The sequence below is a fragment of the Bacillus sp. NTK034 genome (genome assembly GCF_017303275.1).
Lineage (GTDB): Bacteria > Bacillota > Bacilli > Bacillales > Cytobacillaceae > Cytobacillus.
This window is the reverse complement of record NZ_JAFKOJ010000005.1, coordinates 97,320-113,153: the sequence shown is the minus strand read 5'-3', so window position 1 is coordinate 113,153 and position 15,834 is coordinate 97,320. Positions and strand designations below refer to the sequence as shown.

The following is a 15,834-nucleotide window of genomic DNA, read 5'->3' as shown; positions in this document are numbered from 1 at the left end:
ATTTCATTGGCGGATTTCTCTGGAAAGCTTGAGGAATATTTGAGGGCTGAATCATTTAGCTCCGTTCATGCAAATAGCAAACAAGCCTTAAAAGAGGCTCTTGCTGACATTATTGCCTGCACTCTTGCAGGGACACAGACTGCTGCATTTGAAATGGTGAAAAAATTTGCGGACAGCCAGTGGGGAACCGGAAGAAGTTCTGTGCTTTCAGTTCCTGAAAAAATGAGTGCATCAGGAGCTGCATTAGTCAATGCTACCGCTGCGAATGCGCTGGACATGGATGACGGTCATCGCCTTGTAAAAGGCCATCCGGGTGCAATTGTTTTTCCAGCTGTTCTTGCAGCCGCAGAGGAGTACAATATTTCCGGTGAAGAATTCATGACTGCACTGCTGATAAGCTATGAAATCGCAATAAGGGCAGGCATTCTTACACATCAGCTCCGTCCTGAATACCATTGTACAGGCTCCTGGGGCGCCATCGGAGCTGCAGCAGGACCAGGGCGGATCATGGGGTTAACAGGAAATGAAATATGCCATGCATTGGGTATTGCCGAATACCAATCAACTTATTCCCCAATGATGCGCTGCATCGAAAACCCTTCTATGCTCAAAGATGGGATTGGATGGGGAAGCATGACAGGAATAAGTGCTGCCTATCTTGCGAAGGAGGGGTTTACCGGTATTCCTTCACTTTTTGAAACAGTGGAGGCGGAGCCTTATTTGCAGGAATTGGGAAAGGTATATCGGGTAGAGGAGCTTTATTATAAGCCTTATGCATGCTGCAGGTGGGCGCAGCCGGGAATAGAGGCTTTGAAGGAGTTAATGCTGAAGCATACGTTAACAAATTCGGAAATTAATAAAGTTAAAATTTATACATTTACTGAAGCAGCCTCTTTAAGCAGAAAGCATCCAAATAATACGGAAGAAGCTCAATATAATCTCACTTTTCCGTTCGCAGCCTATTTAGTAACAGGAGAAGTTGGACCTGACCAGGTATTGAACGAATTAGGCAATCCAGAGATTTTAAATACGATGGACAGGATTGAAATCTATATTAGTGATGTATTAGATCAGCAATTCCCTAAAAAAGCTCTTAGCAGGATAGAAATTGAAGATAGCAGGGGCCATATCTTTTCCTCAAGTGTTCATCAAGCAAAGGGAGACTATGATTTTCCGCTATCATCAATTGAAAAAAAGAATAAGTTTTATAATCTGGTAGAGCCAATTGCAGGACATGAAATTTGTGATGAAATATACCGATGTATACAAGAAATGGAAAACCTTTTGAACATTCATGAGTTAACTTCATTATTAAACATAAATAAAAAATATGGAGGGATTTATCATGCAAGAACGTCAAATTAGCTTTTATAGTGAAGGGTTAAAACTGGATGGGACTATTTATCTGCCAGATGATTATCAGCAGGGTGAGAAACGGCCGGCTATTATTCCGAATTCTGGATATCAGGGCTTTAATCAATTTTACCCCCGGTTATTTGCGCGAAGCCTGACTGAGCTCGGGTATGTATGCCTGGGATTTGACTATCGGGGTTTTGCAGGAAGTGAAGGACAGCAAGGAAGAGTTATTTTGGATGAGCAAATGCAGGATGTAAGGAATGCGATTACATTTTTACAAACCCAGGAAGAAGTAGATCCTGAAAATATCGGGTTAATTGGCTGGGGCATGGGTGCTTCGAACGTTGTCCGAGTTGCAGCAGCAGATAAACGTGTAAAAGCGGTGGCAGCTCTAAACGGTTTTTACAATGGGGAAAGATGGCTGAAGTCCATCCATTCCTATGTTGAATGGATGGAAATCAAAAACATGATCGAAGCAGACCGTATTCTTCGCGTTACAACTGGAAGTTCAAAATATGAGGATCCATTTATTCATTATCCGCTGGATCCTGCCACAAATGATTATGTACAAAAAGAACTTGCACCGCTATCACCATTTGGCAAACAAACTCAATTACAGTTCACCGAATCTATCATTGAGCTGAACGCAGATAAAACAGCCTCTTCTATCGAATGCCCATTATTTATTGGACATGGAAAAGACAATCTTCTTCATCCGGTAGAAGAATCCCTCCATTTTTATGATGCAGCAACAGAACCGAAGCAGCTTTTCATCATCGATGGAAAACACAATGACTTTATGTATCATGAACACCCGATATTCCAGGACTTAATTGGACAGCTTGAACAATTTTTTAAGAAGAGTCTGCAATATGAAAGTTTAGAGAAAATCAGTTAATTTCTCATCTGAGAGAAATTTCTCAAAATAGTAGGGTTTAATTGAAATAATCGAGTAAAAATCCTTAAAGGTTTATACTCGATTATTTCGTTGCCTTTAAATAAGACGAAGTAATTGGAGAAATACAGACTAACAGAGAACCCCTTATGGAATGTCAGTAAAATGAATTTGCGAGATATCAAAAGTAATGTCTAAAAGCATTCGTGAGTTAAGCCTCCTCAGCTAAAATAATCTAATGGTAAAACTTTAAATAATTCCCTGAAATATACAACTCCATGAAAAAAGTCCTTCATTATTTCAACCTAACGGGGATCCCGTTCCTGCCCCGTTTTCAGATCAATAACCATAACCGGGTTTTCCGGAGCATTGACCGTTTTGCTCTCAGGAGCAGCATTTCCGTTTTCCACCCAGTCGATAAGCAGGTCGAATGACTGGTGAGCGTAAGGCAATAGAGGCTGAAGTTCTTTATCCGGATCGGTGGAGCTGTTCCAGACAAGGCTGTCAACATGGTTGCCGTTCTCGATGGTATACATTCGATGCAGATCCTGCTTCCCTGCTTTCTTGACCAGCTTTTGATATCCCTTTGCATGAATCTCCGGGAATATCAGCGAATCAAGGGAACCAGTGAAAGAGATGAGCGGCACATCTATATCTCCAGTATTGGCCACTTCCTTAATATTTTCTTTCACTTCCTTCGGCCGGGTCATATACTTATAATCTTCAAAGATATAATCATAGGATCGGTCTCTCACGCCATTAACAAAGTTCAGGTAATTCCTCCATTGCGTACGGCCTGGGGCTTCCGGATCGAAATGGTCCCGATAGATATTCAGCGATATAAACCAGTATACCTGGTCATGATAGGCCCACAGTTTTTCCGATCCTTTAGGCAATCCTGCTTTGTATAGCTCTTTCATGGCTTTCTGCTGTTTTTTGCCGCTTCCATACAAAGCTTCCTCCGCATGATTCACAACGGTGGTCAGGGAACTGATTAAATTAGGCTTTTTCTCCGTCCATAACACGCCCTCCCAATCAACTCCTCCATCAAAAAGGCGAGGTTCGCCGGTTTTCTCCGGATGGTCATTTTCAAGGGCATAGCGCACGACGTATCCGCCATTGGAAATTCCCATCGCATATGTAGGGATTTTATGCTCTGCCGATACTAAATCGCTCGCCGGGTCAGAAGAATCTGCCGGATCGATCAGCCCATCAGAATGGTGGCTGACTAAGTACTTCTCTGCGGCTTTCGTAACCTGCCGGAACCGCTGATGCCATTCTGCTACACTATCATCTTCATCGGCTAAGGCATTCTTTGCTTTTGCAAATGGATCAGCTGAATCAGCCTCACCCTGTGTACCTTTATCAATCGCTGCAAAAGCATATCCTTTTTCCAGGACATAATCGCTGAAAAGCAGGTCTGTCGACGTTTCATTTCTTGTAGCCGGGATTCCCGAAACAACAAGCCGGCCATTCCAGTGATCTGGAACTCTTATGACAAACTGGGCATCTTCAAAAATACCATTTACCTGAGTTCCCGTTACAGAAGAAGGTTTGTACATTTGATGCCATCCAGTTCCTTCCGCAGCATTTCCCCAAAGATAAGGGGCAAGACCAATGTTGCCGTAAAGGGTTGCCTGCTGATATTGGAGGGGATTCCTGGTGGTAAGCCAGTTGTTGTCTACACCGTCAAAGTATTGTTCCGTTACTGTGTGCGCACCAGGTATTATAGCCTGGTTTTCCGCAGCAGCTTGCTCCGCAAAACTTCTTTCCGGAAAAAGTGAAAAGCTTAAAGCAGATGCCAATGATAACGCAATCAGCTTGTTTTTCAGATAAATCCATCCCTTCTTTATTATCTCTTACAGTTCCATTCTACTTTTACTAATTATGGGAATCATGGGTCTTAGTAATTAATTATTTGAATTTTCAGTATAAGGAAAAGCAGAGCATTGAAAATTGTGATGCCAGACCGGTGCTAGTACTATAGTCTTATAGACGGAACAAGTTGGAAGCAATGAGAATTCAAGGGGAATTGGGCGCTTTAATGAATTCGAGCTAGTAGCGCAACCGGCCAGCACTTACAGGGGACCAGTCCTCTTGTAGGGATATGTTCTGACAATCTTTTTTGAAAAGAGGAAGAGCATGCTAACAACTTATCAGCCTAATCACTTTAAAAGCACACAGGCTTTAGAAAAAGAGGCTGTTTTGGCAGCCATTGAAAATTCTCTGGCCATGATTGAATTTGATGGGAACGGGAAAGTGCTGTGGGCAAATGAAAATTTTGCCCTTACTATGAAATATCGGGCAGAAGAGATGCCAAATATGATGCATAAGCAATTTTGCATCCGTGAATTTGCTGCGAGCAGGGAATATCAGGAGCTTTGGAGAAATCTGCGCAATGGCAAAAGCTTTCAGGAAGCGTGTCACCAAGCAAGGAGATCTTATCTGGCTCGAAGCAACATACACACCGGTATTTGGGAATGATGGCAGAGTAGAAGGTGTTGTAAAGGTTGCTACAGATATTACAGAAAGGGAAACGAATACAGCGCAGGGAGTATTCCAGCTTCAGGCAATGTCAGAAGCCCTTAGTGAAAGAGCAAAGGCTGGAATTGAAAGAAGCGAAGAGGCCGCTCAGGCAATAGGCAAGCTCATTCGTGAGTCCAAAGGGAATCTGGAAATCCTCCATTCTCTCAAATCACAGGCACAATCCATCGGCAGCATCGTAAAAACAATCCGTGAAATAGCGGCACAAACCAACCTGCTGGCATTAAATGCAGCAATTGAAGCTGCGCGTGCCGGCGAACATGGCAGAGGCTTCAGCGTCGTTGCCGGAGAAGTGCGAAAGCTCGCAAACCGGGTACAGGACTCTATACAGGAAGTCAATGCCCACATCGAAGGAATATCAGATGGAATTAACAAAATTAGTGACGCAACTCTGCAATCACAATCAGGCATAACTGAAAACCAGGTTCTTAATGAGCAGGCTGTATCTGCATTTAAAGATATTGGGGAAGCTGTAAGAAAGCTGGATGAGCAGGCGAGGGGTTTTAAGAGTATTTTATAGGAAAATGGATTAAACGGGGGCTGCTTTTTTAGCAGCTCTATTATTTTGATAAAGAACTGGGTGACAGGTACCTGTACCAGTTTATAGACCACTAATCCCTATTCCTATGGCGAAAAACTAATTATTATTTATTGAGATGTTCAATCTTAATGTCTTTTACCATCCATCTACAGTAATTTTGTTTTTGCTTATTTTCGTTTCTTCCTGAAAAAAGTTCAGTTATTGGTTTGAGGTTAAAATAATCAGGAGTTCTTTGCTGTGAGTAATAATAAAAGGGGAAGCTTGACCAGCGGTAGTTTTGAGGAGCATCTGTAATTTTTGCTTCAACAGGATTTAAGTGAATGTAGCGGCTAACCTCCAGCAGCCCATAAAGATCATAAATAGGTTTACTGAAGAAGCGTTTCTCAAATAAATGTCCCTGTACTTGATATTTTTTATTGTAGTAATCAGCATAGTATTTATTAACGTTTCTCATTACCTTTGAAAGGGATGCTTCATGAGTTTTTAGCATGAGATGATAGTGGTTTGACATTAAACAGTAGCTTGCAATTTCGAAGTTGGTAGAACGATGAGTGTAGTGAAGGATATTCAAAAATGAGATAAAATCTAACTCGTCTTCAAACAATTTTGCTCTCCAATTACCACGGCTGACCACATGGTGGTAATGGTTTGGACTCCAAATTCTTTTCGCGCGGGTCATCCTATATTCTCCTTTCCTAATTATCCCTGTATGTATTCTCTTCATAGAGGGAGAATTCCTTTAAATCGACAAAATTCGGGTGGTGCCTGTCACCCGTTTTTATATTTTTTAGAAAACTCTTGAATTAACAAACCATTACAGCTAAACTTATAATATACAGTTTTTTGTATATTGATCAAAGGTAAAGAGGTATTACAATATGAGCCGTATTTGGGAAAGTTTATATTCAAAGAATGGGCTGGCTGCCAAGTTTATTGCAAAGGAGCTCATTCAGTTTTCAGAGGGAGAGAGAATCCCGAGGGTAAGTGATTTTACGGAAAAGCTATCATTGGGCCGCGGGACTGTGCAGGGGGCATTAAGAGTGCTGGAGGATTTGCATGCCATATCTCTTGAATCCAGGGGGCATCTTGGGACCTTTCTGAAAAAAAGGGACATCAACCTGCTGTATGAGATTGCCGGCATCGGACCGGTGATGGGCGTAATGCCGCTGCCTTATTCCCGAAAGTATGAGGGATTGGCGACTGGTATTGTCGAAGGGTTTGAGGAAATCAATAAAAAGTCAGGCCTTGCTTATATGAGAGGGGCGAGAAGGCGCATCGAATCATTAAAAACCCGGCGCTACGATTTTGCGATCATGTCCCAGCTGGCGGCAGAAGAGGCAGTACAGGAATTTGAGGGCCTGGAAATCCTCCATACACTTGGACCGGAGACCTATGTAACATCCCATAAAGTCTTTTTTTCAGATAGCAAAAACAGAGAGATTTCAGATGGCATGAAAATCGGAATTGACTATTCATCTGCCGACCAGGCTAACATTACCCTCCTTGAATGTGAAAAGCACAAGGTTGAACTGATAAAGGTGGACTATATGCAGCTTTTCAACATGCTGAAAAACGGCAGTATTGATGCAGCAGTCTGGAACGCGGATGAAGCGAGGGCACTAAAAACGTTTGCCTCCTCTGACTTTAAATCGAAAAAGGCAAAGGAACTGGCCATAAAAGCAACCAGAGCAGCTATTGTTATAGAAAGTGAAAGAACAAATATCAGGGAACAAATCCAGCTCCTCCAGTTTAATAAAGTGGAAGAGACCCAAAGGCTGGTGGAGGAAGGAAACAAGTATCCTCACTATTAAGAAACTGAAGTTCTAGTTTCTTATCAGCACTAATATACTAAATACTGTATTCTGGAGGGATTTAAATATGGATTTAAATCAATTGAAAGAAAGAATGGACATTCTTTTAGCTTCATCTGTTGTCAGTACCAAAGCAGCTGATATAAGCACGTTAGCATTTATGCAATTACAGTCACACTTGAAAAAAGATGACATAGATGGAGCTGAAATGCTTTTCACCCATTTGCCGACAGCGCTGGCGAGAATTGAAAAGGGTGAACAGGTCGAGGCTCCCCATCCTGCCTTGCTGGATGAAGTTAAACAGTCACCGGAAGCATCCATAGCAATGAAGGAAATCGATTTTGTACAGCAGCAATGGAAGAATCAGCTCCCCCAAGAGGAAATCGATTTTCTGCTCATACATTACACTAATGTACTGCAAATCAACAAAGGAGGAAATTAAGATGAAAATTGTAGTTGGCGGTCAGGTGGATAAAAAAGAGATTGAGGGCTTAATATAAGAGATTGACAGCAGCATAACGACGATGGTCAAGTCAGATCTGGAAGCAGCGATGGCCGTTAAGACAGGACAGGCAGATTATTATGTCGGTGCCTGCCACACAGGAGGCGGCGGAGCTTTAGCCATGGCGATTGCGCTTCTCGGCAAGCCAAATTGCGAGACTGTCTCCATGCCGGGAAAAAAGCCTGTTGAAGAGAAAATTGTAACCGCTGTCAGCGAAGGGAAGAAAGCTTTTGGATTTACAGCTGATCATAAAGAGACTGCAGTGCCTATGATTATCAAAGCTTTAAAGAATAAAAGCTAATCCATTTTAATTGAGGGGGAAATAGAAATGGAAATGACATTAATTATCCTGATTGGTGCCGTTGCTGCTGTTTTGGCCAATATGAACATTGCGGTTTTCAATGATGGGCTTCGTCCAATTGTCTCCGAACACGTGGAGGGACGGATGACGAGACGGGATCTTGCCTTCACTGCCTTTGCGATGAGTTTCGGTCTTGTAATCGGATTTGGAATACCTTTTACACTCTCGGCCAGTATTATCCTCGTTCACAGTATCCTGCTGGGAACAGATATTATCGGTTTGCTGACTCCGAAAAATAAATGGGGAACCCCGCTTGCGGCAGTGATTGGCGGTGCTTATGGAGCAGGACTGTTAATCGGACTCGAAGGATTTGTGAAGCTGTTCGATTATCTGCCGCTTAATTTCCTTGAAGCAATGGGAGCGGTTGGAACACCGGTTGTCGTAACATTTATGGCATTCCCGGCGCTTGCGGTTGCTTTGCAGTTCAGCGTTAAAAAAGGGGTCATAACGTTTATCGTTTCCGCATTGATCCGACAGCTCGCTGTCTGGCTGAATGAAAGCGAAGTCCTTACGATTTCAGGAACGACGGTAACACTGAACCAGGAAGGAATGGCCCTTATTACAGGAATGATCTTCCTTCTTGTATTTGCCATGAAGGAAAAGGCAGAAGAGGGCTCTTCCATCGACCTTGCCGCAGTATTCAGTGACAAAGTGGCTAAAATCAGAAAAAATGTTGTGTTCTTTATGATTATTGGCGGTCTTATTGCTGCTGCTACAAATCTATGGATCATGGCAGGAGATCCGATTTCTCTTAATCTATTAGCGGAAGGCAAAGCAACAGATGCCGGAATTGCTGCGGCTGCCCGTGCGCTCGGTTTTATTCCGCTTGTCGCCAGTACAGCGATCGCAACAGGTGTATACAGCCCGGTCGGATTTACACTCATCTTCGTCGTTGGATTTTTCTCCCCGAATGTTTGGGTAGCCTTAATCGGCGGTGTCATTATTATTTTCATTGAAGTTATGCTATTAAGCTCAATTGCGAGATTCCTTGATAAATATCCCGGTGTCCGTAATTCCGGAGAAAATATCCGCAGTGCGATGACCAAGCTTCTGGAAGTAGCCCTATTAATCGGCGGGGCGAACGCTGCCAATGCGATTGCACCAGGGTTCGGCTTCTTCTTCATTGCCGGCTTCTATTTGCTGAATGAAGCGGCAGGACGCCCGATTGTCCGCATTGCGGTCGGCCCTGTGGGTGCCATTGCAGTCGGAATCATTGCCAATATTCTGGTTGCACTTGGAATCATGAACATTCCTCAGTAAAAAAACAAATAAAGAGAACGGAGCGAACAGCCATGATACAAACCGTACTTGGAAAAATTGCTCCGGAAGAGTTGGGGATTTGCTCGGCTCACGAGCATCTCTCCATTGATCTTTCGCGAGTAAAAAAAGATCCGGATACGATTCTGGATGATGAACAGGGCATGCGTAAGGAACTGGAGGATTTCTATTGTCTCGGCGGAAGGTCAATGGTTGAAGTGACGAATGACGGTATGGGCCGGGATGCTCTTGCCTTAAAAAGGCTGAGCGAGGCAACAGGGGTTCACCTTATTACATGTACAGGCTTCTATAAAGATCCTTATATCCCCCATTTTGCCGACGGCTGGAAAGCAGAGCAGTTTGCACAGCATTTTATCAAAGAAGCCAGGGAAGGGATTGCTGATACGGGCATTCTCCCAGGTGTCATCGGGGAAGTGGGCACAAGCAAAAATGAAATGAAACCAATCGAACGTGAGCTCCTAATTGGTGCCGCTATGGCCGGTGTCGAAACCGGGCTTCCGGTGACCACTCATACAACGCTCGGAACACTCGGGCTTGAACAGGTGCAGCTGCTGACAAAGTATGGACTTCCGGCTGATCAGATCATCATCGGCCATCAGGACCTCAACCCGAATAAAGACGAGGTTCTGGCTGTTTTGGAAACAGGAGCCTATATCGCGTTTGATACGATCGGAAAAAATAATTACCGTCCCGATGAAGAGAGAGCCGCTTTCCTCCTGGATTTCATAAACCGCGGGCTTGAAAAGCAAATTCTTCTTTCAGCAGACTTAACCCGCAAATCGCATTGGAAGAAGCACGGAGGCCCTGGCTACGGTCTTGTGCTTGAGACGTTTATTCCAGAATTGAAGAAGTCCGGAGTTCCGGATAGCGTTCTTCATCAATTCCTGACCGTTAATCCATCCAGAGCTTTTTCAATAAGGGAGCGATCATAGTGTCCACATACAACCGAGCTGAATTAAAGTATGCAAATTCAGTTTTGCCAAGCTTATCCATACAGGAAGCACAGGAAAAACAATTTAAACTGGTAGACAGAATGAGCCGCTATTTCAAGGGCAAGCAATTTCTTTCGATGGGAGACCTTGGTGTTTCTCCGAAATATAAGCGCCCGGAACAGACGTATCTTGTGGAAAGAGTTCTGGCGGATTTCTTTGAAACAGAAGACTGTGCCCTTGTCAGGGGAGCCGGAACAGGTGCAATCCGCAATATTCTAAGCATGCTTCTGACTCCTGGAGATGAAATGTTCATTCACACGGCACCTGTTTATACGACGACAAAGGAAACGTTAAGGATATTGGGCATTAAAACAGTCCAGGCAGATTACAACCATCTTGAGGAAATCAGAACGGCCATCAGAACTAATCAAAATCCTAAAGTATTCTACATTCAGCATGCCCGTCAGCAGCCGACAGATCACTATCAATTGGCCGAAGTCATCAAAGCCGTGAAGGAAGAACGCCCGGATCTTCCAATCGTAGTGGATGACAATTATTGCGCATTGAAGACAAAGGGAATTGGCGTGGAATTAGGAGCGGATTATTCAACCTTTTCCGGGTTCAAGCTTCTCGGGCCGGAAGGGATTGCGGTCATTGCCGGCAAAAAAGACGCCATCGAACGGGTGCATCACTATAACTACTCGGGCGGAGGCCAGGTTCAGGGCTATGAAGCCATGGAGCTTTTAAGAATGATGACCTTTGCACCTGTATCGCTGGCTATTCAAAACGAGCAGGTGGAAGAGCTCTGCCGCCGTCTGAATGAAGGCGCTGTGAACGGAATTCGCGCCGCCTATATGACGAATGCCCAATCCAAAAATGTCATTGTAGAGCTGGAAGATCCGATTGCCCAAAGTGTGATCAGCATCAGTGACGAGCATGGAGCGGCCACCCATCCGGTTGGGGCGGAATCAAAATATGAAATTATCCCGATGATTTACCGCGTTTCCGGCAGCTTTTTGGAAGCACAGCCCGAGCTGAAGGAATATGGACTGCGCATCAATCCGATGAAATCAGGAGCGGACACGATCATCGGCATTCTGGAAAAAGTGATACCTCTTGCAAAAGAAGTGCACCATCGTTGATACCCGTAAATAAAGGGGGAAACTTCAATGTTTTTAGATGTAACAAAGCGCAGAAATCCTAAGCTGATTCAATCAGGTGTCATCTTGCATCAAAGCGGGCAAATACCCCCGAATACGTACGTGATTGACCTCGATATACTCGGAGAAAATGTAGAAGCACTGGCAAAAACGGCGAAAAATCATGACTTTACGCTTTATTTCATGAGCAAGCAGCTTGGGAGGCTTCCTTTTATAGGTCAGCTTATTGCAGAGCACGGCATCGAAAAGGCAGTGGCTGTTGAATTCGACGAAGCCAAAACATTGGCAGAAGGCGGAGTTAAAATCGGAAATGTCGGCCATCTGGTACAGCCGGGGAAAAATCAGTGGCCGGAAGTGCTATCGTGGAATCCGGAAGTCATTACCTTATTTTCCCTTGAACGTGCCAGACAGCTTTCTGAGGCGGCTGTTCAATCAGGAATGGTACAGAATGTACTTCTCAGGGTGTATGCAGAAGGCGATATGATTTATCCCGGTCAGCAGGGTGGTTTTCAATTGGAAAAGCTGGATGAAGAGCTTCTCCAACTGGCCGAGCTTCCAGGGATTAACATAGCAGGTGTCACAACCTTCCCGAACTTTCAGCTATCAAAGGAAAGGAGAAGCATGGAGCCAACTCCTAACTTTAAAACCCTTTTAAAGGCAAAAGAGGTTCTGGAGAAAAAGGGCATAACAGTCAAACAGGTAAACGGTCCAAGTGCGACCAGCTGTGAAACCATTCCGTTCCTGGCAGAACAGGGCGTGACACATGGGGAGCCGGGACATGCCCTCACCGGAACAACCCCGCTGCATGCTTACCGGGATCTCCCCGAGAAACCGGCCATTGTATATGTAACGGAAGTGTCCCACCAGGATCACGAGCATTATTACGTCATTGGCGGCGGCTATTACGGACGCTCCCATTTAACCGGTTGCCTGGTTGGAAGCGATGAAAAAGAAGTATTGAACCAGTATGTAAAAGCATTCGAACCGGCTCCTGAAGCGATTGATTACTATGGTGCGATTGAGAAACCGGAGGGCTTTCAGGTTTCTGAAGGAGATACAGCTGTTTTCTCTTTCCGTACCCAGGTGTTCGTCACAAGGGCCCATATTGCCCTGGTAAAAGGAATTCAAAGTGGAAAGCCGGAACTGGTTCACTTTGAAAGGAAGTGGTAAGGATGGCAAAAGCAATTCTGCTGGTGATTGACAGCTTTGGCATCGGCGCAATGGAGGATTGCGGAGAGTTCAGCCCTTCTGACTGCAGTGCCAATACCTATAAACATATCCGGGAATCGGTGGATTTTTTAAACATACCAACTCTATATAGCCTTGGGCTGGGAACGCTTGTTGATGGCAAGGCTGCCCCTGCCAATGCTTACGGCTTCTCGGCACTTGCCCATCACGGGGCAGATACGTACCTCGGGCATCAGGAAATTGCCGGAAGCTGCCCGAAGCGCTCAAATAAAAGGCTGATGAAAGATATTCATCGAGACCTGGCGCAGGCATTAACAGAAGCGGGCTACGGGGTTGAATACCCATGGAAAGACCGTCCAGTGCTATTAGTAAACGGCGCCTGTGTCATCGGGGATAATCTTGAGTCCTCACTGGGAAACATCATCAATTTAACCGCTGATTTTAATAGAATGCCTTTCAAGGAATTAAAGGAAGTCGGAAAAATTGTCCGCCAGAATGTCGACACCAGCCGGGTCATTGCATTTGGAGGACCCTATACAACCATTGAGCATATCCTGTCAGTTGTCCATGAAAAAAATCCCGGCCAGTGGGGAGTAGATGCCCCGAAGGCGCAGGTATACGGCAAAGGCTATGAAGTCTATCACATGGGCTACGGTGTAAACATAGACGGACAATTTCCGATGATAGCAGCCAGACATGGCCTCAAAGTACATCGGATTGGCAAAACGGCAGATGTTTTGCATGGTGAAGGGCCTGCAGATCCCATTGTGGATACCGAAAAAGTTTTACGAGTTTTAGAGAAGTCTTATTTGGAAGAAAAGGAGGATGCCGCATTTCTGGTAAATGTGCAGGAAACAGACCTGGCAGGACATGCTGAGGATGCCGAATGGTATGCCAGACTGCTGAATACAACGGACCAGTGGCTCACAGAATTCCTGCCCAAGATGGCAGAGGAAGATCTAATAATTATTATGGCCGACCATGGCAACGACCCGACCATCGGCCATTCCAACCATACGAGGGAATACGTTCCAATACTTGCTGCCGGGAAGCGGGTAAATCCGGTTAACATAGGGAAGCGCCATTCGATGGCTGACGTTGGAGCGACATTTAGCGAGTTTTTTGGACTGCCTGCCACTGAGGAAGGCGAGAGTTTTTTGGAAATGATTATAGATTGATAGAGATGCTGGAGCCAAAATGGTTTCAGTATTTTTGTGTATTTCCTGATTTTTCTAGTGCTATTTAACCGGGTTAAAAGTTATAATCCAAATAAGAAATATTTACTAACGGAGTGAAATATATGAAAAAACTCAGCACTAGAATTGCAATGGTTATGGCTATTGGAATGGCAATTGTTTTACTCGGGAATATTGCTATGCTCTACTTAAGTACGAAAAATTCAGTAGAGTCGTCTATTGAAAATTTTAGTCTAAGCATTGCAGACAATATAGCTTCAAAAATGGAAACAGAGAAGTATGAGGATTTTTTGAAGAATCCCGAACAGACTGAGGCTTATTGGGACCTTAGGGAACAGCTGAATGATTTTCGGGAGAAAACGGGTGCGTTCTACGTTTATACTTTAATGGCTGACTCCGAGAAGAAAGAACTCTTTATCATGGTGGATGGCCTGCCGAATGACTCCGATATTGCTGCAGACATTAAAACACCGACAACTGCTGCAACATATGAAGATATTTCTCCTGTTCTGGATGGGAAAGCATCGAGTTCACCGATCGTTCATGATCCGGAATATGGAGACTATCTATCCGCGTTTGTACCAATTAAAGCAGATGGAAAAGTAATCGGGATATTGGGTGTCGACATTAATGCAGAGAATGTTAATAGCATTGCAGATCAAGTACTCCTGGAAGTGCTGCCGATGAACCTGGTGATAAATATACTGTTAATCCTTGCAGTTGTTGCCATTCTGGCCTGGTTCGTCAAAAAAAGACTGCACCCGCTTCAGAATATCAGTTCAGCAGCCCAATTGATGGCTGATGGAGACCTCCGGGGAGCAGAAGAGAAGGCTAATTCCATTAAGGTAAAAGGGAATGACGAAATTGGTCTAGTTACAGAGTCATTCAAAAAGATGACGCATCATACAAAAGTGATGGTTGAAGATATAAAAGCATCTTCAGAAGCACTACTGGTTTCTTCGGGTAAAATAGAAAACAAGATGGAAGAAATCAGCCAGGCAAGCAGCCTGATTGTCAGAGGGATTCAGGAAGTGGCAGGGGCTACTGATACACAGCTGATCAGAAGTGAGGAATCTGCAAAAGCAATAGAAGAAATGGCCATAGGCATACAGCGTATCGCGGAAGCTTCGACAGATGTGAGCGAACAATCCAATACAGTTTCACAGCAGGTAAAAGAAGGATTTGATGAAATCCAATCCATCATCCGGCAGATCAATGAGATTAAAAAGATTGTAAATGAATCTTCCGTATTCATCGAAGAACTGGGAACTCAGGCAATTGAAATTGAGGGTATTGTGAACCTGATTTCAGGCATAGCGGAGCAAACCAATCTGCTTGCGCTAAACGCAGCCATTGAAGCAGCGCGGGCAGGCGAACATGGCAAAGGCTTTGCCGTTGTATCCCAGGAGGTTAAAAAGCTGGCAGAGGGCTCCAAAGCATCTGCTGGACAAATTGCCGAAAAGTTAAATTACTTCAGATTATCCATTGAACAGGCAGTCGGAAATATGCATGCGAGCTCAGGTAAAGTGGAAGAAGGCACTGTACTGGTCAATAGTGCCGGCGAGAAATTCAATCAGATCCTGCATGCGGTTGAAGGAGTTACTGGGGAAATTCAGGAGGTTTCTGCTGTAACAGAAGAGCTCTCAGCCGGGTCAGAAGAGATTTCTGCATCCATTGATGAATTTGCGGGTCTATCTAAAGACACAGCGCAAATTTCCCGCCAGGTCGCAGCCTCAACAGACCAGCAGGAGGATGCGGTAGAAAAGATATCAGAGCTGACCGTTCAGCTGAGCAGTCTTTCTAAACAGCTGGAACAGTCGGTGGAAAAGTTTAAAATATAAAATGTGAGCCGTTCTCTATAGAGAGCGGTTTTTTCCTTTTCCAAAAAGTGAGTTTCAATTGAAAGAAATATTCAAGAAGGGACCTCCAAATGTCCCTTAGTCCCATCTGAGAAAATAAACCATTTGACCGAGTTTTCTAACGGACCATCTAGGGAAACAAGCAAAGGGGAACATATTACCTTATCAAAAGGAGGGCAGCCTGGCACTAAAATAATACATAAAGAGGAGT

General features: G+C 44.3%; 14 protein-coding genes, 1 pseudogene and 1 riboswitch. Of the genes and pseudogenes, 13 read left to right on the top strand and 2 right to left on the bottom strand.

Annotated elements, in window-relative coordinates; all coding sequences use genetic code 11:
- The first annotated feature begins 6 nt into the window (after positions 1–6).
- Together JI665_RS15505 and JI665_RS15500 are read left to right on the top strand one after the other, a co-directional pair.
- The gene (locus JI665_RS15505) at positions 7–1,365 is read left to right on the top strand and encodes an MmgE/PrpD family protein (RefSeq protein ID WP_206840608.1); all 1,359 of its coding nucleotides are present in this window, start codon (positions 7–9) and stop codon (positions 1,363–1,365) included.
- A complete protein-coding gene (locus JI665_RS15500) occupies positions 1,346–2,254 on the top strand; it encodes an alpha/beta hydrolase (protein WP_206840606.1) in 909 nt (302 codons plus the stop codon). Before JI665_RS15505 ends, JI665_RS15500 begins: the two co-directional genes overlap by 20 nt.
- A 302-nt stretch (positions 2,255–2,556) precedes the next feature.
- On the opposite strand, the gene JI665_RS15495 is transcribed toward JI665_RS15500, so the two are convergent.
- Entirely contained in the window at positions 2,557–4,083 is a 1,527-nt protein-coding gene (locus JI665_RS15495; protein ID WP_206841064.1) for an alpha/beta hydrolase, read from the bottom strand.
- 166 nt (positions 4,084–4,249) lie between these two features.
- A riboswitch (cyclic di-GMP riboswitch) is annotated at positions 4,250–4,333 on the top strand.
- Between the two features lie 316 nt (positions 4,334–4,649).
- Here JI665_RS15495 and JI665_RS29240 point away from each other — a divergent pair.
- A pseudogene (locus JI665_RS29240) lies at positions 4,650–4,739 on the top strand (hypothetical protein); the annotation flags it as partial.
- A gap of 84 nt (positions 4,740–4,823) precedes the next feature.
- Positions 4,824–5,315, top strand: a complete 492-nt coding sequence (locus JI665_RS29235; protein ID WP_244671227.1) for a methyl-accepting chemotaxis protein — start codon at positions 4,824–4,826, stop codon at positions 5,313–5,315.
- Positions 5,316–5,439: 124 nt separating this feature from the next.
- Here the strand turns inward: JI665_RS29235 and JI665_RS15485 are convergent, their stop codons facing one another.
- Positions 5,440–6,015, bottom strand: coding sequence for a transposase (locus JI665_RS15485; protein WP_206840604.1), 576 nt, complete (start codon positions 6,013–6,015; stop codon positions 5,440–5,442).
- 199 nt (positions 6,016–6,214) lie between these two features.
- On the opposite strand from JI665_RS15485, the gene yhfZ reads away from it, so the two are divergent.
- From yhfZ to JI665_RS15440, 9 genes are all read left to right on the top strand, one after another.
- A complete protein-coding gene (gene yhfZ / locus JI665_RS15480) occupies positions 6,215–7,147 on the top strand; it encodes a GntR family transcriptional regulator YhfZ (protein WP_206840602.1) in 933 nt (310 codons plus the stop codon).
- A 67-nt stretch (positions 7,148–7,214) separates the two neighbouring features.
- Positions 7,215–7,589 (top strand): PRD domain-containing protein, encoded by a 375-nt coding sequence (locus tag JI665_RS15475; protein WP_206840600.1) that lies wholly within the window; start codon positions 7,215–7,217, stop codon positions 7,587–7,589.
- An 82-nt stretch (positions 7,590–7,671) separates the two neighbouring features.
- Complete coding sequence (locus JI665_RS15470) at positions 7,672–7,950, top strand: DUF2620 domain-containing protein (RefSeq protein ID WP_244671216.1); 279 nt, start codon at positions 7,672–7,674, stop codon at positions 7,948–7,950.
- A 27-nt stretch (positions 7,951–7,977) separates the two neighbouring features.
- Positions 7,978–9,270, top strand: coding sequence for a YhfT family protein (locus JI665_RS15465; protein WP_206840598.1), 1,293 nt, complete (start codon positions 7,978–7,980; stop codon positions 9,268–9,270).
- A gap of 32 nt (positions 9,271–9,302) precedes the next feature.
- Entirely contained in the window at positions 9,303–10,220 is a 918-nt protein-coding gene (locus JI665_RS15460; RefSeq protein WP_206840596.1) for a phosphotriesterase family protein, read from the top strand.
- On the top strand, positions 10,220–11,362 hold the full coding sequence (locus tag JI665_RS15455) for an aminotransferase class V-fold PLP-dependent enzyme (RefSeq protein ID WP_206840594.1): 1,143 nt from the start codon (positions 10,220–10,222) through the stop codon (positions 11,360–11,362). The genes JI665_RS15460 and JI665_RS15455 overlap by 1 nt, the downstream gene beginning before the upstream one ends.
- 27 nt (positions 11,363–11,389) lie before the next feature.
- On the top strand, positions 11,390–12,550 hold the full coding sequence (locus JI665_RS15450) for a YhfX family PLP-dependent enzyme (RefSeq protein ID WP_206840592.1): 1,161 nt from the start codon (positions 11,390–11,392) through the stop codon (positions 12,548–12,550).
- A gap of 2 nt (positions 12,551–12,552) precedes the next feature.
- Positions 12,553–13,746, top strand: a complete 1,194-nt coding sequence (locus tag JI665_RS15445) for a phosphopentomutase (RefSeq protein ID WP_206840590.1) — start codon at positions 12,553–12,555, stop codon at positions 13,744–13,746.
- Positions 13,747–13,868: 122 nt separating this feature from the next.
- On the top strand, positions 13,869–15,605 hold the full coding sequence (locus tag JI665_RS15440) for a methyl-accepting chemotaxis protein (RefSeq protein WP_206840588.1): 1,737 nt from the start codon (positions 13,869–13,871) through the stop codon (positions 15,603–15,605).
- Positions 15,606–15,834 lie beyond the last annotated feature (229 nt).